This is a genomic window from Thermogemmatispora sp. (assembly GCF_019683635.1).
Lineage (GTDB): Bacteria > Chloroflexota > Ktedonobacteria > Ktedonobacterales > Ktedonobacteraceae > Thermogemmatispora.
The window spans coordinates 1-18,552 of the sequence record NZ_JADGIA010000099.1; the positions used below are offsets into that span (position 1 = coordinate 1).

At 62.1% G+C, this 18,552-nt stretch carries 17 protein-coding genes and 1 pseudogene; 14 read left to right on the forward strand and 4 right to left on the reverse strand.

Translation table 11 applies throughout. The features are described 5' to 3' along the window. Positions 1-1,590 (reverse strand): flippase (locus IRZ31_RS12225; RefSeq protein WP_297154041.1); only part of this gene is annotated, 1,590 nt, incomplete at its 3' end. 501 nt (positions 1,591-2,091) lie between these two features. On the opposite strand from IRZ31_RS12225, the gene IRZ31_RS12230 reads away from it, so the two are divergent. The 5 genes from IRZ31_RS12230 (at position 2,092) to IRZ31_RS12250 (ending at position 6,664) form a co-directional block, all read left to right on the forward strand. Further along, entirely contained in the window at positions 2,092-2,787 is a 696-nt protein-coding gene (locus tag IRZ31_RS12230) for a sigma-70 family RNA polymerase sigma factor (protein WP_297154043.1), read from the forward strand. Between the two features lie 8 nt (positions 2,788-2,795). Next, entirely contained in the window at positions 2,796-3,158 is a 363-nt protein-coding gene (locus tag IRZ31_RS12235; RefSeq protein WP_297154045.1) for a zf-HC2 domain-containing protein, read from the forward strand. A 28-nt stretch (positions 3,159-3,186) separates the two neighbouring features. Next, entirely contained in the window at positions 3,187-4,167 is a 981-nt protein-coding gene (locus IRZ31_RS12240; protein ID WP_297154047.1) for a hypothetical protein, read from the forward strand. A gap of 103 nt (positions 4,168-4,270) precedes the next feature. Next, on the forward strand, positions 4,271-5,227 hold the full coding sequence (locus IRZ31_RS12245; protein WP_297154048.1) for an LLM class F420-dependent oxidoreductase: 957 nt from the start codon (positions 4,271-4,273) through the stop codon (positions 5,225-5,227). A gap of 573 nt (positions 5,228-5,800) precedes the next feature. Then, entirely contained in the window at positions 5,801-6,664 is an 864-nt protein-coding gene (locus tag IRZ31_RS12250) for a zinc ribbon domain-containing protein (RefSeq protein ID WP_297154050.1), read from the forward strand. 82 nt (positions 6,665-6,746) lie between these two features. Here the strand turns inward: IRZ31_RS12250 and IRZ31_RS12255 are convergent, their stop codons facing one another. Beyond that, positions 6,747-7,859 carry a winged helix DNA-binding domain-containing protein gene (locus IRZ31_RS12255; RefSeq protein WP_297154052.1) on the reverse strand — a complete coding sequence of 371 codons (1,113 nt, stop codon included), beginning with the start codon at positions 7,857-7,859 and terminating at the stop codon, positions 6,747-6,749. A 274-nt stretch (positions 7,860-8,133) separates the two neighbouring features. Here IRZ31_RS12255 and IRZ31_RS12260 point away from each other — a divergent pair, with 274 nt between their 5' ends. From IRZ31_RS12260 to crcB (IRZ31_RS21385), 4 genes and pseudogenes are all read left to right on the forward strand, one after another. Beyond that, entirely contained in the window at positions 8,134-9,492 is a 1,359-nt protein-coding gene (locus IRZ31_RS12260) for a DUF190 domain-containing protein (RefSeq protein ID WP_297154054.1), read from the forward strand. Then, complete coding sequence (locus tag IRZ31_RS12265) at positions 9,482-9,874, forward strand: DUF190 domain-containing protein (RefSeq protein WP_297154056.1); 393 nt, start codon at positions 9,482-9,484, stop codon at positions 9,872-9,874. Before IRZ31_RS12260 ends, IRZ31_RS12265 begins: the two co-directional genes overlap by 11 nt. Further along, positions 9,871-10,257 (forward strand): fluoride efflux transporter CrcB, encoded by a 387-nt coding sequence (crcB, locus tag IRZ31_RS12270; RefSeq protein ID WP_297154058.1) that lies wholly within the window; start codon positions 9,871-9,873, stop codon positions 10,255-10,257. The genes IRZ31_RS12265 and crcB (IRZ31_RS12270) overlap by 4 nt, the downstream gene beginning before the upstream one ends. Positions 10,258-10,298: 41 nt before the next feature. After that, positions 10,299-10,625 (forward strand): annotated as a pseudogene (crcB, locus tag IRZ31_RS21385) (fluoride efflux transporter CrcB); the annotation flags it as partial. Between the two features lie 47 nt (positions 10,626-10,672). Here the strand turns inward: crcB (IRZ31_RS21385) and IRZ31_RS12275 are convergent. Next, positions 10,673-12,724, reverse strand: coding sequence for a copper resistance protein CopC (locus IRZ31_RS12275; protein WP_297154060.1), 2,052 nt, complete (start codon positions 12,722-12,724; stop codon positions 10,673-10,675). A gap of 185 nt (positions 12,725-12,909) precedes the next feature. Further along, a complete protein-coding gene (locus IRZ31_RS12280; RefSeq protein ID WP_297154062.1) occupies positions 12,910-13,653 on the reverse strand; it encodes a hypothetical protein in 744 nt (247 codons plus the stop codon). A 376-nt stretch (positions 13,654-14,029) separates the two neighbouring features. On the opposite strand from IRZ31_RS12280, the gene IRZ31_RS12285 reads away from it, so the two are divergent. The 5 genes from IRZ31_RS12285 (at position 14,030) to IRZ31_RS12305 (ending at position 18,540) form a co-directional block, all read left to right on the forward strand. Continuing rightward, positions 14,030-14,626, forward strand: coding sequence for an acetate--CoA ligase family protein (locus IRZ31_RS12285; RefSeq protein WP_297154064.1), 597 nt, complete (start codon positions 14,030-14,032; stop codon positions 14,624-14,626). A gap of 89 nt (positions 14,627-14,715) precedes the next feature. Next, positions 14,716-15,183 carry an OB-fold domain-containing protein gene (locus IRZ31_RS12290; protein ID WP_297154066.1) on the forward strand — a complete coding sequence of 156 codons (468 nt, stop codon included), beginning with the start codon at positions 14,716-14,718 and terminating at the stop codon, positions 15,181-15,183. Between the two features lie 54 nt (positions 15,184-15,237). Further along, positions 15,238-16,044: an enoyl-CoA hydratase-related protein gene (locus tag IRZ31_RS12295; protein WP_297154068.1), complete on the forward strand. Its 807-nt coding sequence runs from the start codon at positions 15,238-15,240 to the stop codon at positions 16,042-16,044. A 75-nt stretch (positions 16,045-16,119) separates the two neighbouring features. Beyond that, on the forward strand, positions 16,120-17,286 hold the full coding sequence (locus IRZ31_RS12300; protein ID WP_297154070.1) for a thiolase family protein: 1,167 nt from the start codon (positions 16,120-16,122) through the stop codon (positions 17,284-17,286). Positions 17,287-17,550: 264 nt separating this feature from the next. Continuing rightward, a complete protein-coding gene (locus IRZ31_RS12305; protein WP_297154072.1) occupies positions 17,551-18,540 on the forward strand; it encodes an alpha/beta hydrolase in 990 nt (329 codons plus the stop codon). The last annotated feature ends 12 nt before the right edge of the window (positions 18,541-18,552 follow it).

The window sequence follows — 18,552 nt, forward strand, 5'->3', positions numbered from 1 at the left end:
CAGGCGCCGGACCACTGGCAGCCGCTCAGTCTCTTCGTCATCCTCAGCCGGAACAAGAGCCTCACCGGCCCCTGCCTCATTCCTCTGTTCACTCTCTGCCCTTACCAGAGCCTCTGGAGCCAGCAGCCCCTCCGCCACCGGCTCTTCCCCGCCCTTGCTGCGACGACGGAGCACCGCCTCAACGAGCGCCCCTAAATCGGAGCGCGGGATCGTCCGCAGCACAGTCGCCGCTGCCAGATAGACAACTATCGCTACCGGTAAGAGGGCCAGAATCGACCATTGGCGCAAGAGCCAGATCACCAGAGCCATGACCAAGCTGGCCCCCAGGGCTTTCAGAGCCACCTTCAGGCTTGCCCGTGGCCACAAGGCGCGGGGGATAAAGGCCAGAAATGGCCCAATAAAGAGGAGTTCCGTCAGCGAGGTCACCAGGGCCGCCCCATTCTGCTGGTAGAGCGGGATCAGCACCAGATTGAGGGACAGGTTAAAGACCAGAGCCACCCCAGCCATCAGCGTCATTTTGCGCTCCTGATGAATGCTTACCAGGATCGTGCTGAGGACCATATTCACATAGAGAAAGACCAGGCCGGGGGCCAGTAACTCCAGGACCGTGAAGGTATGCACAAACTCAGGGCGATGGTAGAGAAAGCCGATAATGTTAGGGGCGGCCACCACCATCAGCGTTGCAGTTGGAATGCTACAAAAGAGCAAGAAATTCAGGGACTTTTCGATCGCCAGGCGCAGAGAATCCTGCGATTGCACGGCCAACTTCGAAAAAACGGGGTACATAATGGCGGCGATCACCAGACTGGGCAGGAAATTCAGGGTATCGAAGAGACGATAGCCAGCCCCATACCAGCCGACCATAGCGTCGTTACCCAAGAAGGAGAGCAGGACCACGTCGAGGCGATAGTAGAGGACCCCCAGCACGCCGTAGATCAGGAAAGGCAGGCTGGAACGCAACAGCAGGCGGATCGTTGCCCCATCCCAGAGGGGACGGAAGCCAATCCAGCGAAAGAAGCAGAGGGCCTGCCAGAGCATATTTAGCAGCGAGCCACCGCAGAGGACCCAGGCCATCGCCATTACCCCGGCCCCATTTTTGAGCAGGAGGTAGCCAAGAAGGGCCGAAGAAGCCTTCTCCAGGATCGTGCCCACCACCGGAGCCACATTGCGCTCAAAGGCATAGTGCGCGGCAGCAAAGGCCGTTCCCATGCCGGTCCAGAGCAACGTCAACCCGCTGATCATCACGAGCAGGCGCACCTCGCGATCGTAGTCTAGCAGCCAGGGGATGAGCAGGAGCAAGGCATAGAGCAAGCCCCAGGCAACGGCCTTGATGAGCAGAGTATTCGCCAGATAGCGCACAGCCCGCCCCGGCTCCTGGGCAACATCGCGCGTCAGCTGCTGGTTAAAGCCCTGTTCCATCGGGAAGCCGACCAGGAGGGCGAGCGTCGTCGCGAAATACAGCTCTCCGAACTTGACGTCGCCCAGGAAGCGCCCGTAAGCGATCGTCAGCAGCAGAGTCGAGGTCCAGGTGATGACCTGGCCCCCCAGCGAGATCAGGGTATTATAGACCACACGGCGCAAGCGCTGCATACCCAAACACCTTTCAACGCCTCTCTTCAGGGACACTCTGACCACGCGAGTGACGCGCTCTACACGCGGCTATCTTAAGGTATAGCAGTCTAGGGTGATGATGAGATAACGATGAGGGTAGAGAAGGGGTGATTTTCGGCTTTCACTTCAGATCCTGAGTCGTCAGCTCACAGCGAGTGCTATCAGAGCCAGGTCAAAGCGGACCTGGCTGAGCTGACCAGCCGCGCCCGACCGCCATTACTGGACAGGAGGGTGGCAGCTCTCTATAATGAAGCACGCCTGGCTGCAGAGTAAACAGCCTGAGCTGGGGAAGGTGATAAGCCAGGGAAGAGTGACCGACCGGCCTCAGCTGCTTTGTGAGGATGAGAGAGTGGTACGGGAGATGAAACCGGCAGTGGCCCTACTGCATGCCAGAAGGGGGAGGGGCCGCTTCGTCAATTCGCTCGATCTCGCCTGGTAAGGTAAGCCTTTATTAGTCTGCCTTTGCTTGAGTGCCGAACAATGCCAATCGATGTTTTGGAACGAGAGACAACGCTCTCGGATGAGGCGCTGGTGCGGCGCTGCAAGGAGGAGCTTCCCCAGATCACCAGCAGCTTTGAAGTGCTGGTGGCTCGCCATATGCAGCGCGTCTATACGCTCGTCTATAAGATTGTCAACAACAATGAGGAGGCCGAGGACCTGACCCAGGAGGTCTTTCTCAAGGTCTACCGTGCGCTGCCGCGCTTCGATATGCAATGTGCCTTTACAACCTGGCTCTACCGCATTGCCACGAATACCGCCCTGGATGCGCTGGAGCGTACTCAGCGGCAGCGACAGCAGACGATCCAGATCAGTCGCGCTCGCACTCGCTCCCAGGCATCAGGAGAGGCTGGCGAGATCAATCTCAGCGAGCTGCCGGCACCGGGGCCAGCGCCCGAGGAGCTGGTCCTGCGGCGCGAGCTGCGCGACTGCATCAACCGCGTTCTGCGTCGCCTTGATCGCGAGCAGGTGCGAGTCCTGCTGCTGCGCGATCTGGAAGATATGAGCTATGAGGAGCTGGCTCAGGTCCTGCAGGCCAAGTTGAGTGCGGTGAAAATGCGTGTTCACCGCGCGCGCCTGGCTTTCAAAGAACTCTTCGGCGAATTTTGCGGAAAGATCTATCAGGTCCTATCTTCAACCCAGAAGCAGAAGAATCGTCACCAAAAGCGAGAGGAGTAACACCTGTTATGAACTGTGAAGAGCTGTCGCGGCTGCTGCCGGACCTCGCGGAGGGGACGCTGCCGCCGGCGCTGCAAGCCGAGGCCGAGGCCGCGCTGCCTGACTGTCCAGAGTGCCAGCGCGAGCTAGAGCTTGTGCGTCAGGTGAGAACCTTACTGAGCGCACTTCAGGCTGAATATGCTGGTCTGCGCCTCCCGCCAGATTTCGAGCGGCGCCTGTTGGCGCGTATTCACACGGAGCAGAGCGGGCTGGAATTGCTCGATCTCTCTTCTCAGACGCTACTACAATGGCTGATCGACTTGATCAACTTGCTCGGGGCCTTGCTCGATCCAACCACAGGCGTTCTGCGCCTGCAGACGCATCCCTCGTGATGGTGCCCAGCGGAGGCGGTGGTTTTCTATGAGCTTGCAACCGTTATTGCAGTCACTGCTGAGCGTGGGGACCAGCCTGCTGGCCTTCATTCCTCGCCTGGTGAACGGTCTCATTGTCTTGCTGGTTGGCTATCTGCTGAGCTGGCTGGTGCGCTGGCTCCTGCGCTTTCTGTTCCGTCAGATGCGGCTGGAGGCGCTCTTTGAACGTATCGGGCTGAGGCGCTCGCTGGCAGCACTTGGCATCCGCATTCCTCTGAGCGAGCTGCTGGCCCAGCTGGTCTTTTTCTTTTTGTTGCTGAGCTTCTCGATCCAGGCTGTGGAGCTGATGGGACTGACCCCGGTGGCGGCCCTCCTCCAGGCCGTCCTGCTCTTCTTGCCCCGGGCTATCAGTGCCGCCCTCTTGCTCTTGCTCGGCTCGCTCCTGGCCCGCTTGCTGGGGAATACAGTGACAGCGGTGGCGCGCAATGTGAATATTACTTACGCGAGCGCGCTGGGCAGGCTGATCGAGTATACGGTCGTAGCCTTCCTTTGTGTGCTGGCTCTGGCGACGCTCGGTGTTGAGACGACGCTGCTCACTACAAGCCTGACGATCATTGTGGCCGCGGCGGGCCTGGCCATTGCGCTGACGTTCGCTTTGGGAACGCGCGAGGTGGCCCGTCATGTGATCGCCGGCTACTATGTGCGGCAGCAGTTTCGACGCGGCCAGCGGCTGACGCTGGGCGACTATAGCGGCACGCTGCAGACGACGAGCGGGGCCTATACGACGCTAGAGGTCCAGGCCGAGGATGGCAGCCGCCGCCTGATCGCTTTGCCCAACGCTCTGCTATTGCAGGGCGTGACCATTAGCGAGGAGCCTCCGCCTGCCCCGCCTGCCCAAACGGCTACGCCGGCCACCCCAGGCTCGGGCGCGGCCCCGACTACAGGCCAGGCGTCCCCTGCACCCGCGCCCGAGGGCGAGGATGGACAAGGCCCAGAGCCATCGACTGGTCCCCACTTCAACCAAACTTGAGAGATCTTCTCAGGCAGGTCCGCCCTTCACCCGAGAGCGGACCTGCTGCTGTGCGCGCCATAATCGTGAGTGCTATGAGAAAGAAAGGAGAGGCAAGAAGGTCATGCAGTTCGGGGTAATTGTCCCGCAAGGTTGGCGCCTGGATCTGGTGGATTTTCCCGATCCCGTGGACGCCTATGAGGCCATGACACGAGTCGCTCGTGAGGCGGAGGCCCTCGGCTTCCGCTCGATCTGGCTCTACGACCATTTTCACACGGTCCCTGTTCCCACACAAGAAGTAACCTTCGAAGCGTGGATGTCTACCGCCGCCCTGGCGCGCGATACGCAGCGTGTCCGTATTGGACAGATTGTGACCTGCAATAGCTATCGCCATCCAGCCCTGCTGGCCAAGATGGCCAGCACGGTTGATGTGCTGAGTCACGGGCGCCTGATTCTGGGGCTTGGGGCCGGCTGGTATGAGCAGGAGTATCACGCCTACGGCTATGAGTTCCCTCCCACTGCCGAGCGCCTGGCTCGCCTGGGCGAGGCGCTCCAGGTGCTCCTGGCTATGTGGACCCAGGAAGAGGCCTCTTTCGAGGGCCGCTACTATCAGGTGCGCGGGGCCATTAATCAGCCTAAAGGCGTGCAGCAGCCCCATATTCCAATCTTGATCGGCGGCAGCGGTGAGAAGGTGACGCTGCGCCTGGTGGCCCTCTACGGCGATGCCTGCAATCTGGGTGGCGATGTGGAGACGGTCCGTCATAAGCTCGCGGTGCTGCGTCAGCACTGTGAGGCCGTGGGACGCGATTATGAGAGTATCTGGCGCACGGTCATTATCGATGAGTGCGCCATTGCTGAGAGCGAGGCGGAGGCGGTGGCCAAGCTGCGCCCCGAGCAGCGCGCCAATCTGGAGCACCTGCGCCGCACACAGCTGATTGGGACACCGGAGACTATCCGCGCACGCATTGCAGAGTACGAAGCCTTGGGAGTGCAGGAACTGATTATTCGCTTCGTCGATGCCGCCACCAATCCTGAGTCTCTTCAGCTCTTCGCCAGGACATGTCTGCCACCCTCGACATAGGTTTCTAGGGTAGTATGATGCCTTCCGACTCGCTATTTCTCTAAGACGATTCCTCTATCGCCGAGTTTTTCCTGGCTCAACGCGGATAGCTAGAAGAACTCGGCGATCTTCTCTGTCGTCTTCCGCTGCCATTGAAGATGGAGAATGCTATCGCCTGGCGAGGGTCTGGCCAGCAACGCCTGTTAGCAAAGAATGATTCGGAGATTTTGCACTCCTAGCTTCGAAAGCGCTCTTTCTCTTCACTGCATTGACAAAGCAGCAAGCAGATGATATTATCAAAAAACACTACTGATGCTTACCGCGATGGAAGGGCAGACGCCAGCGAGCTGCTCAGAGCGGAACGGGTAGTGTCTTGAGCCTTTGTGGCAGATCGCCCGGCTGTCTTGTCGTCGTGGGGAAGGTATCTCTATTGTCTCTCCACGCTCACTTTGCTCCCCCGTCCACAGCCAGAGCGCGTCATATGCACTTTAGATCGACAAAATACGATTTACATGTCTTTCTAGCTTTCCTTCTTTAGCTGACAGGTTGCTGGAATAGAGAGATGCAGAAAATGCTTACCAAGGAAGTGTAACCATGTTGTGTACTCACTGCGGCACCGCTAATATCGAGGAGGCATCTTACTGTCAGCAGTGTGGTCAGCCCCTGCCTGCTGCCACACCAGCCTCAACCACTACTCCCCCTACCGCTGTGGCCAGCGAGAGCGAGCAAACCCCATCATCATCCGCCATCCAGGAGGTTGCGAATCGGGCAGATCGGAAACTGCCCTCAGAGGCAACGCCCTCTCGTCAGTCGCAGCCCCCTGCTTCGCTCACGAGTGGCACCGGCACTGGTACCCCCAGGCCGCCAGCCGGGTCAGCAACTACCGCCAGGAGCCAGATGGTTTCTGGTCCTGCCCGTACGCAGCCCGAGTGGCCACTCAGGACTCTGGTCGCCCACGGTATCATGCCCTTGCGGCGTGATCAGGCGAGTATGGTGATGATTGGGGGCTGTGCGGCCTGCCTGCTCGGCTTTTTCTTGCCCTGGATTGAGCTGCAAGGGTTTGAGCCTCTCTTGCCATCGCAGTTTGCCGTTAGTGGCGCACAGATTGGGCTTATGACCTGGTTGCCATTCCTGGCGCTGATATTGCAGGCGACGCTCCTCGTCGGCGAGCCGTGGCTGCTGAAGAATAATCCGCGCTTGATTGTCTGGTTGCCGGCGCTTCCCCTGATCACGGGCGCATTCGCTCTGGCGATCGCTGTCTATACGCTTGGCATCTGTTTCCGCCTGGAGGGGTTGCTCTCCTTTGAAGATTTGCTTGGGACCTCCCCAGCGAATGCAGAGTTAGCAATTGTGGCCGGACCAGGCGCCTATCTGACCCTTATCAGCAGCCTGATAGTGCTGGCAGCAGGGTCCTACCGGCTGGTTCAGCTGCTGCTGCGGGCCCGCTTCTCACAATAAGGGCCTCTCACTCCGAGCAGGCAACGGAGAGCCGGGTCGGCCTGGCCTGAGCCGATCTGGCTGGGCTAGCCAGTCAGGAAGGCTATAGGATCTCTACCTCAGCCCGCTCAGCTTCAGCTTCAGGGGAGAGAAAGGCCAGCAGGCGCTCACCTTCGGCTACAAGTTCATCGCGCTGACCTGCCGCTAACGAGACAAACGGCGTGATGAGGAGCTTGTGCCGGTCACGCTGGCGTTGAACGGTCCAGGTGCCGGCGACGAAGCCGTCGACAAGAATAGTAGGCAAAACGCGCCCGGGTGGTAAGAGAACAGCCCGGCGATAGGCAGCGGGCAGGATACGCTCGCGATCGGCATGAGCGAGCAGCAGATTATCGAATTCAGGCAGGAAGCGTAGCGGGGCGGGCAGGTCCTCCGGCGGCAATGGCTGGTTTGGGAGATCAAAGAGTTCCTGGCCCTGCTCATCGCGGTAGAGGCAGAGATCAGCGCGTAGTGAGCGGACCAGCGAGGCCAGGCCCGTCAGACCCGACCAGGTCTGCAGGTCTTTGAGGCTGGCTGGCCCAAAGGCCGCCAGGTAACGCCGCACAAGCAGGCTCATTCCTTCTTCAGGAGGCCACGGCTCTCCTTCTTCGCGGAGCCAGTCGGAGGCGTCCGCATAGCGCGGGTTAGTGCTGAAGCCCCACGGCTCTTGATCAGGTACCTGAACAAGCGGAAGTTGCATGCGCACCAGATAGGCAATGTAGGCAGGCGCCAGCTCAGGGAAACGCTCGGCCAGACGCTGACGGAGCGCCGCGAAGGTAGAGGGGCCTTCTTGCAGAAGGCTGCGCGCCGCCTCCAGGACAGCGCTCTGGACCGCTGGATCGCCTCCACGACGAAAGAAGGACTGCAACGAGCGTGTGAGGGCTGGCTGCAAAGCCGGACGGAAGCGTACATAGTCGGCAGCACTCACTAGATGCAGGGTGGCACGCATCAGGGTGGCACGGACGATCTTCCTCCGTTGGAGGAGATCAAGCAGCTCTCGCTGACGAAAATGACGTAGACGCGTCCAGAGTCCTATAAAAGGCGGCGCAGGCAGCTGCGCCTGCAGGCCAATCAGATGCTCACTGGCCTCCAACGGCGAAACCGCTACCCGCTCCAGTAGCCACTGACAAGCCAGCGTGGCGCGATTGAGCTGGCGCCGATTCAGGATGGGGGCAGTCATTGAGCGACAAGACCCTCCGCTTTTTCCTCTCTCTGAGACTATTCTTGTCCATTCTCCTCCAGGTGGAAAGGATACATCAGGCCAGACAGGCTGTTGAGGCTCCCAGGGTGAGATGGCGTTGCCTCCGACCCTCGCTCTATGCTATCCTGTAAACAAGACCTGGCGATGCGCTAAGATTAGCGCTTATTGCTTCTTCATCCCAGGCTGTTGAGAGAAACGACGATCATCGAGAGGATACGCAGGAAGAGCAGAGCAAGACCAGAGAGGAAAAACTGTGCGCCCGGGAAAAGCCCATGTTCTTACCATTTATCTTGGCGAATCGGATCAGTGGCACGGGCAGCCGCTCTATGTTGCCATGCTGCAGCTGTTGCGCGAGGAGGGCTGTGCCGGTGCCACGGCCATGCGCGCGGTGGCTGGCTATGGTGCCAGTGCGCGTCTGCATGCCGGTCAGGGTCTACGCTGGTCCTCGGATGCCACGATCGTGATCCAGGTAATCGATCAACCAGCGCGCCTTGAGCGCCTTCTCCCACGCCTGAGCGCCATGCTGCGCGGCGGGCTGATCACCCTGCACGAGACCGAGGTGATTCAGGCGACGCCAACCCTGCTAGCGGGCTTACCAGCCCATCGCCCGGTGCGCCAGGCGATGGTCACCAGTCTGATTACCGTCGAACCGGAAACGCCATTGGCCCAGGTGCTCGCGCTCCTATTGAGGGCGCCTTTCCGCGCCCTGCCAGTAGTCGACCGTGAGCGGCATCTCCTCGGCCTCATTACCACCGGTGACCTGATCAGGTCGGGTGCCCTGCCGCTGCGCCGCGGCCTGGTACGCACGGCGCTCGCCCTCGATGAGGCAACTGCCCAGCAGATGCGCACCCCTTTGACGCAGGCGGAGCAGAGCGCGCGCACGGCAGCAGATGTCATGAATCGCCAGGTGCGTACGGTGCGCCCTGAGCAATCGCTGCGTGAGGCGGCGCGCCTCATGGTGGAGACAGGCTTGCGTCGCTTGCCAGTCGTGGACCGCGATCAGCATCTGGTTGGCATGCTCTCGCGCACAGACTTGCTGCGCGCGGTGACTCCCAGTCCCCTGGCGAGCGACGCCGAGGAGAGGGAGCCAGTGCCCAGGGACAAGCTAGCAACGGCAGAGGATAGATCAGCGGTCTCGGCGCTGGTCAGGGACTATCTGCGGCCTGCCGTGGCCACCGTGCACGAAGATGCCTCGCTGGCGGAGGTACTTGAGGCCCTCCTGCAGTCTCCGCTTAAGCGCGTAGTGGTCGTTGACGATGGGAACCACGTCCGGGGGATCATCAGCGATGTCGATGTCTTGGCACACCTGCAGGAAGAGCTGCGTCCCCGCCTCCTGGTCTGGCTGAGCGGACTGGCACGAGGCCGAGAGCAGCAGGCCTCTGGTGCTCCTTTGGGTCCTCAGATGCCTCGTAGCGGGCGCGCGGGGGATGTCATGAATCGCACCGTGGTCACCGTGCCTGCTACGGCCACTGTCTCGGAGGCCATTGCTTTGATGATGCGAACAGGTCGGAAGGTGCTTCCGGTTGTGGAAGACGACGGGCGCCTTGTCGGGATCGTGGGTCGCTCTGATCTGCTGCGTGTCCTGCTGGAAGATGGTGACGATGTTGCATAACGGTTCTGGTTTCGGAATAGTCCATGAGCAGCCGCTCTCCAGGGCAGGGAAACGGCTGCGGATCTTTGTGGGTGAGGCCGAGGAGTGGCAGGGCCGGCCTCTCTATCGAGCCATCCTGGAAGCGGCCCAGCGTCATCAGCTGGCTGGGGCTACCGTCTTACGCGGAATTGAAGGCTTTGGACCGGATCATCACCTGGTCAGCGAGCGCCTGCCCGATATCGCCGATAATCTGCCCCTCTTGATAGAGCTGGTGGACAGTGAGGAGCAGATCGAGCGCTTCTTGCCTGTGCTCCAGGACATGGTGGCCCGTGGTCTGATGACGCTGACGCCGGTGACGATGGTCTTTCCGCCGGCCTGGCAGGAGCAGGAGCGGCCACGATGACCCTGGCAGTCTTTGGGCAGTTGGTGACCACAGGACTGGCGGGAGCTTTGGGAGCGCTGAGCCGTTACGTGCTTGGGCGCTTTATTGCCGAGCGGGTGGCGACGGCTTTTCCGCTGGGAACGCTGGTGATTAACCTGACGGGAGCTTTTGCTATTGGGCTGGTATTCGGGCTGGCGGCTGAACATGTGATCAGTACGGCCCTGCAGAGTGTGCTGGCTACTGGCTTTCTGGGAGGCTACACCACCTTCAGTACGATGAGCTGGGAAGGGGTTGAGCTGCTACGTGGCGGCAGCGGCTGGCTGGGCCTGCTCTATCTGGTTGGCAGTGTCTTGCTGGGCCTGCTGGCTGCGGCCCTCGGCCTGGCCGTGGGGAGGTGGCTCTAGTGGCTCAAGTGCTTTCGGCTCGCCGGCGCCTGGGAGCGGTTGTGCTGGGAGGCTTCTGTGGAACGCTGGCACGAGCCTGGCTCAGTCCGCTCTTGCAAGGCTGGTTTGGCAAGAGTTGGCCGTACGATATTTTGCTGATCAACCTGAGCGGCGCTCTCGCCCTGGCGCTGGCAACGATGCTGGCAGAGGCCACTTTTCTGATCGGGCCGACCCGCCGTCTGCTGATCACAGTCGGCTTCCTGGGCGCCTATACGACTTTCAGCAGCCTGGCGCTGGGGGATGTCCTGCTTCTGGCTGCCGGGCGTTGGCTGGAGGCAGGGCTGTACTTGCTCCTGAGCCTGGGCGGAGGCCTAGCAGCGGTATGGCTCGGCACCTGGCTGGGCGAGGGCTGCCTGGCCGTACGGCGCTGGTGGCATCAGCGCCAGCCGCGGGCCAGGCGCTCTACTGGCCAGCCACGCACAGCAGGACAGCAGCAGCCCAGGTCGCCAGCCTCCAGAGCCGCAGCCGAGCAGGCTACACCATCTTCAAGGGTCGAGGCCAGACCTGGCCAGCGAGACAAGTCCTCGTAAGCGGGAGCGGAGCCAGATGCTGCTGGGGCCGCGATGGTCAGATTGAAGGTCGCGCTGACATCGTCGAAGCCAAGGCGCCTGACGATCAGCGTGAGCCGCCAGTGGCCGCCCATGCTGATGGAGCTGGCAATGGCGCGGTAGCGGCCCGGCTGGCCGGCGACTGGACTGAGGGTGATCTCCTGGATACCCATTACCATGTCGGTCATAGTGCAGCGGAGGAGGATGCTATCGTTCGGTCCAAGGCTGAGCGGGCGCCCTGTGCTGTCATGCAGATCGACGGCGAAGGTGTTGGTTCCCACCTGGCCGGGATTGATGATGAAGCTGTAGCTGAGGTCGCCCATACGCCCTTGATAGAGTAGAGGGCCTTGGCTGGCTCCGGTGGTCACGCTGGCGCTGGAAACAGGAGGGCTGAGGGAGGTCAGGACCCCCACGATGACCAGGAGGAGCAGGGCCACCACGCCTTCCCCGCGCACGGCCCGCACAAAGAGGCGTTGCAGGCGTCCGGCGGTGAAGGAGGCAGCGCCGCGCTCGCGATCAGGCTGACGGGCGAGCTGTCGCAGACGCGGCCCGATGAGGAAGCCATTGATGGCCCCCAGCAGGAGGAGCAGGGCAAAAGCCAGAGTCTTGCCCAGCAAAGCCCGCCCGTAGTCGCTGCTGATCAGCGACGCCAATGAGGGCAGGAGCAAGAGCGCCTCCAGCCCACCGGCCAGAGCCAGCAGCAACACTGATGGCACCGCCAGCCTGGTGAAGCGTCTGATCAGGCTGGCCAGCAGCCGGGTGCGGTCGCCTGTGCCCGGTCTGAGCTTGCTCAGAGCCGGGGGCAGCAGGACTATCAGGGCCAGCAGCGTGCCGATCCAGGCAGCGCTTGCCAGCAGATGAAGCAGATCAAGCGGCAGTAAGAGCAGAGCCTGGCGACTGGCAGCGGCATGCGAGTTGAGGACCTCGGCGAGCATGAGCAGGCCAATCAGCGGTAGCAGTCCTTTGAGCGGCCAGCTCTGCCACCAGCCATGTCGGCGGCGCAGCACCAGGCCCCAGCAGCACCAGGCCAGCAGCAGCAGGGCCAGGCGAGCAAGCCAGATGATACCGAAGCGACTGCGAACGATCTCGCCGAGCATGTTCTGGCTGCTGAGCAGTTGCCAGGGGGTCAGGCCGCTGAAGATCCAGCTCTGATAGCCCCAGAAGGCCAGCCAGCCAAGGCTGAGGGCCAGCAGAATGGCCAACAGATAGGCTTTGCTGAGACGTTGCAGCAGTCGCTCGGCTGCTGCCAGTTCTGGGCCACCGACCTGTTGTCTGATCCGGGCTACGCCGGGACGCCAGACGTAGAGGAGAAAAAGGGGCAGGCCAGCCAGGGCGCAGAGACCGAGAATATTGAGCCAGCGCGCGCTCACGCTCCAGGCATTGAGGTTGGCGCTGGTGGGCGCGAACTGGCTGAGCAGGGCATCAGTATTGGAGGGCAGCGGGCCAGCCCCAACAACAAAGCCGAAGCTGCCTGTGACCTCGTGACCGTCTTCGGCGGAGACGTTGTGAAAGAGGACAGTGTAAGCGCCGTCGGGCAGGTGCGGGGGAAGATCAACGACCAGAGCGTAGGGATCGCCCGGCACAGCCCGGCTGTTGCGGAGATCGACGCGCTGCCGCCGCTGGTTCCAGACCTGCAGCTCGCTGAAAGCCGCTTCGATGCGCTCGGTAAACCAGACTGTCACCCGGCGCGGTGCTTGCCCGGAGGGCAGGCGCGCATTGGCGGCGGGAATACTGTGGTCATACTGGGCGTGCAAAGGCCGCAGTGGTGCTGCTTGAGCGCTGCGTGGAGCGAGGGCCAGCCCCAGGCTCAGCGCGCAGAGCACCCCCCACCAGAAGAGAAGGCGACCTGGCTGCGGCTGCACTCGCCAGGGGGGAATCATCCTGCTTGGGCAGTGAGATTGCCGTTGGATATCCATAGTCTTGTGGACCGACCGTCTTGACTGCGAGAGGAGGATCAGGCGCCCCAGCCCTGGCAGCGTTACCTCCGCTGAGCCAGCGTTGGAGCGCCTGACCGACCATGTCAGGCCAGAAAGGGAAAGTGCGTGGATCATAAGCCCGGCCTGGCTTAGCCGCGCAGGCGCTCCTCTACTGCCGGGGACGCCTCGCCGCTGCGACCCGCGCTTACAGAAGGGACGGCGCGGCGCCAGGCCAGGAGTGCGAACAGGAGACCCCCTAGCCCCAGAAGTGTCCCGGCCACTCCCAGGCCGGTCGCCAGCGTGGCGCGGCTCTCTACCGCACCGAGCTGGTCAGTGCTGGCTGCCGCTGGTGTGGCAGTGCTGCTGGTTTGCGCCGGGTAGGTGGGAATGACCTTGACGTCGCTGAAGGTGTTGGGGCCGCTGGTAAAGGTTTCGTCAATCTTGAGGCCCTCCAGCGTCCCAAAGATATGGAAGGTGTAGGTGCCGGGACGGCTGGGCATAAAATAGGCCACGTATTTGCCCGGCTGGCCCCAGCGCGCTTGAATGGGAACGCTGAGCGGGCCGGCAGAGCCAAAGCGCACCTCGAATTTGAGGGTCTTCTCTGCTCCAACAACCGGGTTGGCCAGCGTCGGGCCACTGCTCATACTCATGTTCCCCATGCCGTTCTGCTGGCTGGTGGTATAGGTACAGTCGTTCCCCTTACAGATGGTCAGATCAAGACTATTCTGCTGCTGCGCGTAGGCCGGCTCGTTCAGGAAACCGACGATGAAAGTATAGGGACCAACGTGACGGCGCTCGTGGGCTGTGGCCACGCCCGTGGTTAGAAGCAAACAGACGAGGGCCAGGCCCAGGGCCAGCGCCCCTGTGCGCATCAATCTAGCGACGAAAGCCATTGGGCGATATTCCTTCCTTCTCTGCCAGGCTCATCAATCAGCCTGCTCACCCAGAGCAAGCCTCTAAATGGCATCCGCATTGATGCCAGGATGGTGCCAGATTCAGCAGGCAGATGGCGAGTGAGCTAGCCAGACCGTGTGAGCTTCTCCCGTCTGGCCGCCACCGGAGCCTTACCTTTGCCCGGCCTGAGACGGCGAGCGGTTTGGTATAGTGCCCGCTCTCACTCACGATTGAGGAGGGGAGTGGCGGTTACCTGCTGTCTCTGGGCATCGACAGAGAAGAGCATAGAGCAAAGGGGGACGCTTGTGTATTGGGAATCGGCTCTATTCCTGGCAACGGGAGGCCCTAGGGCCTTTTCCCAGGGAGTGGAGGGCATTGCCGAAGCGCTCCTGGTTTTCTGTCAGTATTCTACCGGAAGGAACATTACCAGGGCGATCTGCGCACGACTCAGCAGAGCAGCTCTGGCTGTCCTGTCGGTCTATCCTCAGCTCTGGCGGCCCTCAGCCTCTGTCGCGTGAGGGTGAGCCGTGGCTACCCTGTCATTCGAGAGAAACGCACCTGGTTCATAGTGCCGCTCCCGCAGCCCGTATCGAAGGCGTCCTTGTCAGCCCGATGCGCAGCGGTGGGCTAGAACTCCTCGTAGGAATCGTGCATGATTCTATTTGGGGCCAGGTGTTAGCTGTAGGTCTTGGCGGCCTCTGGGTCGAGGTCCTGAAGGATACCAGCCTGCGCGTTCTCCCAGTTTCACGCGAGGATATTCGCCTGCTGCTGACCGAGTTACAGGGACAGGCCCTACTCATGGGAGCCCGCGGCACCGTACCAGCAGATCTGGAGCAGCTTGTGGAGGTGATCTATCGTCTCTGCCAGCTTGCTCAGACCCTGGGCAGCCAGCTGGAGGCCTTAGAAATCAACCCGCTGCGCGTGCAGGGAGGGGAGATCGAGGTTCTCGACGCGCTGCTGAGCTGGCGCTAGTGCACCAGACAGCACGCCTACCTGGCCGGCCCCACTCAGCTTCTCCTTCAAAGGGGAAAAGAGGATTTGATGCAAAGGAGCCATGATCGATGACAGAACGGCAACAGACAAAGGGAGAGAGCAGTCCCTCCCCTACTTCATCCAAGCCTCTTCCCATCCCTGACGAAGCTTCGCGCCCCTTCTTTGCCGGAGCCAGAGAGCATCAACTCATGCTGCAGCGCTGCACGGCCTGTGGACGCTGGTTCTGGCCCGTCAAGAGTCGCTGCCCCGAGTGCTGGAGTCCCACCCTGACCTGGACCCCGGCCAGCGGACAAGGCACCCTCTACAGCTTCGTTCTCATGCACCAGCTCTATCATCCCGCTTTCGCCGGCGAGCTGCCTTACATCATCGCCGCCATCGACCTGGTCGAAGGCGTGCGCATCACCAGCACGATCGTCGGCTGCCAGCCCGACGAGTTGTGGATCGGTATGCCCCTGGAGGTCACCTTTGAGCAGCTCAACGCAGAGATCACGCTCCCCAAGTTCCGGCCCGCTGCCAGACCGCATGGCGATCATTAGACCAGCGAGCCGTTTCGCAGGCCAGTCGACCCTTTGTGAAGCGAGGAGGCACCAGTGACAAGTTATCAACACGTGCTCTATGAGAAGAAAGATCATATTGCCTACATCACCATCAACCGCCCAGCGGTAATGAATGCCTTGCACGCCGAGGCCAACCAGGAGCTGACGGCGGTTTTCCGCGACTTTGTGGCCGATGAAGGGGCCTGGGTGGCCATCCTGACCGGGGCAGGCGAGCGCGCTTTCTGCGCGGGCAACGACCTGAAGGCGACGGCGGAGGCCACCGCCCGCGGCGAGGCGCCCCTGACGAGCCGTCAAAATCAGGACGGGGAGCCAGTCTACTTCGGTGGCCTGATTGGGCTGCATTGCCCGAAGCCGATCATCGCCGCAGTCAACGGCGTGGCCGCTGGAGGCGGCTTCGAGCTGGCTCTGGCCTGCGACCTGATCATCGCCGCCGAGCACGCCCGCTTTGCCCTGCCGGAGCCGCGCGTCGGCCTGATCGCCGCCGCCGGCGGGATGCATCGCCTGCCGCAGCAGCTTCCGCTGAAGATTGCGATGGGCCTCCTCCTGACGGGCAAGTGGCTCTCCGCTCAAGAGGCCGCTCACTACGGCCTGGTCAACGAGGTGGTCCCCTTGGAACGGCTGCGCGAGACGGCGGAGCGCTGGGCCGCCGAGATCCTGGAGTGCTCTCCCCTGAGCGTGCGCCTGACTAAGGAGTCCGTGCTAGCCGGCCTGGGGCGCCCGATCGAGGAGGCAATGGCCGCCGACCAGGAACGATTGCGCCTCCTGCTGGCTTCAGAGGATTTCCGTGAGGGGCCGCGCGCCTTCGTTGAGAAGCGCAAGCCGCAATGGAAGGGACGCTAGGAGAGCAGCGGTGAAGACCCGCAGAGAGTGCCTCATCTTCGTCACACAAGCAGAAAGAGCTGGAGCACATCTTTTATGAGTATCAAAGGCAAATGCGCCATTGTTGGACTGGGTATGACGGCAATGGGCAAAATCTACGGGCGCAGCGCCAGCGACTTCGCCGTTGAAGCCGTTGAGCTGGCCCTGCAGGACGCCGGCCTGACAAAGGCCGATGTTGACGGCCTCCTGATCAACGCCAATCTCTCGCGCGAGATGCATCTTGGGCTACAGAGCGCTCTGGGTCTGGAGAATCTGCGCCTGCTCAACGTGATGAACGCCTACGGAGCAACGGCGGGCACCATGATCCAGTATGCGACGATGGCCATCATCCACGGACTGGCCAATGTCGTCGTCCTGGTCTTTGCCGACGCGCCTCTCAAGCCAACGCGGGGCGCTGGTGCCGCCTATGGGGCCGACCTGCTCTCGCTGAGGGGCATGGAGGGTTTGCAAGCCGCCTATGGTATCTTTGGCCCCATCCCTGGCTACGCCCTGGCCGCGCGGCGCCATATGCATCTCTTCGGCACCACAAGCGAGCAGCTCGGGGCCATCGCTATCGCGCAACGGCGCTGGGCGCAGCTCAATCCGGCGGCCCAGATGCGGACGCCGCTGACGATGGAAGAGTATCTGGCCTCGCGCTACGTTGTGGAGCCGTTGCGCCTCTACGACTGCTGCCTGGTCTCCAATGGAGGCATCGCGGTGGTGATCACCTCTGCCGAACGCGCTCGCCATCTACGTCAGCCTCCGGTCTATATTCTCGGTCTGGGCCAGGCTGCTCCTGGGGGAGATGAGCGGGCCGACCGCGAGCCTGGCATCTACACGGGGGCCAGGCAGTCGGGCGAGACAGCTCTGCACATGGCCGGCATTGAGCTGAAGGATATTGATATCTGCGAGATCTACGATTGCTACACCTATACGGTGCTGGTGACACTGGAAGACTACGGCTTCTGCGCCAAGGGCGAAGGCGGGGCCTTTGTGGCCGATGGCAAGCTGGGGCCTGGCGGTTCGCTGCCGACGAATACGGGCGGCGGCCAGCTCTCGGCCTACTATATGTGGGGCTTCACTCCGCTCTCGGAGGCCATCATCCAGGCTCGCGGCCAGGGCGGCGAGCGCCAGGTACCCAAACACGATCTGATCCTGGTCAGCGGCAACGGTGGCATCCTGCAGTATCACTCGACGACCATCCTGGGCACGCAGCCCGGCTAAGCGGGACGAGTACGCAAGCCAGCCCGGACAATGATGTACAATTGAGGAGGGCATTCAGAGCGGCGAGCGCAGTGCCGTGCTCGCTGGGGCGCTTGCCCTCTTCTTTACTTCTCTCAATGGAGGCCGTTCGTCCGATGAGCGGTGGCCGCCCAGAGCACGCAGCAAGGATGGCTTTCGCTCCATATCGGTTGGCGCCCTGCGCTGGTTCAGCACAGGGCCAGTGAGGACCTCAACGAGAATCGCAAGAAAGTGGAGAACCCAAAGATGGATCTGACCCGCGTCTACGACCCCGAATTGCTCCCCCCTCTGCAGCTCTTTCTCTCTCAGGAGCAATTGAACTGGGAGAATTTGCCGGCCTCGCGCGCTCTGCTGCAGGAGGCAATGCGGCAGGTTAAGGCCAGCTTCCCAGACTCGCCCAACATACTCAAGGAGGATCATCAGGTGCCGGGACCAGAGGGGGCGCCCGCCGTGCCGGTGCGCCTCTACCGTCCCAAGGGGGAGCCAGCTCCTCTGCCCGGCCTGCTCTGGATTCATGGCGGCGGCTACGTGATCGGCAGCGTCGAGCAGGATGATTTGCTGGCCCAGCACCTGGCCGAGAGCGTCGGCTGCCTGGTGGCTTCGGTCGACTATCGCCTGGCCCCCGAGCATCCGTTTCCGGCAGGAGTAGAGGACTGCTATGCGGCCCTCAAATGGCTGGCTACACACGCCGATGAGCTAGACGTGGATCGGACGCGCCTGGCCATCGGTGGGGCCAGCGCCGGCGGTGGCTTGACTGCAGCGCTGGCCCTGCTAACTCGCGACCGCGGTGAGGTGCCGCTGATCTTCCAGCTGCTGATTTACCCGATGCTCGACGATCGCGACGCGACGCGCTCAACGGAGCTGTTCGCTGAGGCCCCGATCTGGAACCGCGAGGATAACCGGCGCGGCTGGCGGGCCTATCTGGGCGAGGCGGCTGGTGGTCCCGAGGTTTCGCCCTACGCGGCGGCGGCTCGCGCTCAGGACCTGCGCGGACTGCCTCCAGCCTTTATGGCCGTTGGCGCAGCCGAGATCTTCCTCGACGAGGATGTTGACTACGCTCTGCGCCTGGCCCATGCCGGTGTCCCCGTCGAGCTGCAGGTCTATCCGCGCGCTTACCACGCCTGGGATGGCATTGCCCCCGCTTCGCGCCTGGCCCGGCAGTTTGTCGCTAACCGCGATCGGGCCTTGCGCGAGGTACTGCATCCGCAGGACCAGGCCAGCGCTCAGGAAGGCTGACCAGGCCAGGCG

What these genes read in the sequence shown, in the direction of transcription:
- IRZ31_RS12230 (WP_297154043.1), top strand. Translation starts at nt 2,092, where the DNA reads ATGCCAATCGATGTTTTGGAACGAGAGACAACGCTCTCGGATGAGGCG.
- IRZ31_RS12235 (WP_297154045.1), top strand. Translation starts at nt 2,796, where the DNA reads ATGAACTGTGAAGAGCTGTCGCGGCTGCTGCCGGACCTCGCGGAGGGG.
- IRZ31_RS12240 (WP_297154047.1), top strand. Translation starts at nt 3,187, where the DNA reads ATGAGCTTGCAACCGTTATTGCAGTCACTGCTGAGCGTGGGGACCAGC.
- IRZ31_RS12245 (WP_297154048.1), top strand. Translation starts at nt 4,271, where the DNA reads ATGCAGTTCGGGGTAATTGTCCCGCAAGGTTGGCGCCTGGATCTGGTG.
- IRZ31_RS12250 (WP_297154050.1), top strand. Translation starts at nt 5,801, where the DNA reads ATGTTGTGTACTCACTGCGGCACCGCTAATATCGAGGAGGCATCTTAC.
- IRZ31_RS12255 (WP_297154052.1), bottom strand. Translation starts at nt 7,859, where the DNA reads ATGACTGCCCCCATCCTGAATCGGCGCCAGCTCAATCGCGCCACGCTG.
- IRZ31_RS12265 (WP_297154056.1), top strand. Translation starts at nt 9,482, where the DNA reads ATGTTGCATAACGGTTCTGGTTTCGGAATAGTCCATGAGCAGCCGCTC.
- crcB (WP_297154058.1), top strand. Translation starts at nt 9,871, where the DNA reads ATGACCCTGGCAGTCTTTGGGCAGTTGGTGACCACAGGACTGGCGGGA.
- IRZ31_RS12275 (WP_297154060.1), bottom strand. Translation starts at nt 12,724, where the DNA reads ATGATTCCCCCCTGGCGAGTGCAGCCGCAGCCAGGTCGCCTTCTCTTC.
- IRZ31_RS12280 (WP_297154062.1), bottom strand. Translation starts at nt 13,653, where the DNA reads ATGGCTTTCGTCGCTAGATTGATGCGCACAGGGGCGCTGGCCCTGGGC.
- IRZ31_RS12290 (WP_297154066.1), top strand. Translation starts at nt 14,716, where the DNA reads ATGACAGAACGGCAACAGACAAAGGGAGAGAGCAGTCCCTCCCCTACT.
- IRZ31_RS12300 (WP_297154070.1), top strand. Translation starts at nt 16,120, where the DNA reads ATGAGTATCAAAGGCAAATGCGCCATTGTTGGACTGGGTATGACGGCA.
- IRZ31_RS12305 (WP_297154072.1), top strand. Translation starts at nt 17,551, where the DNA reads ATGGATCTGACCCGCGTCTACGACCCCGAATTGCTCCCCCCTCTGCAG.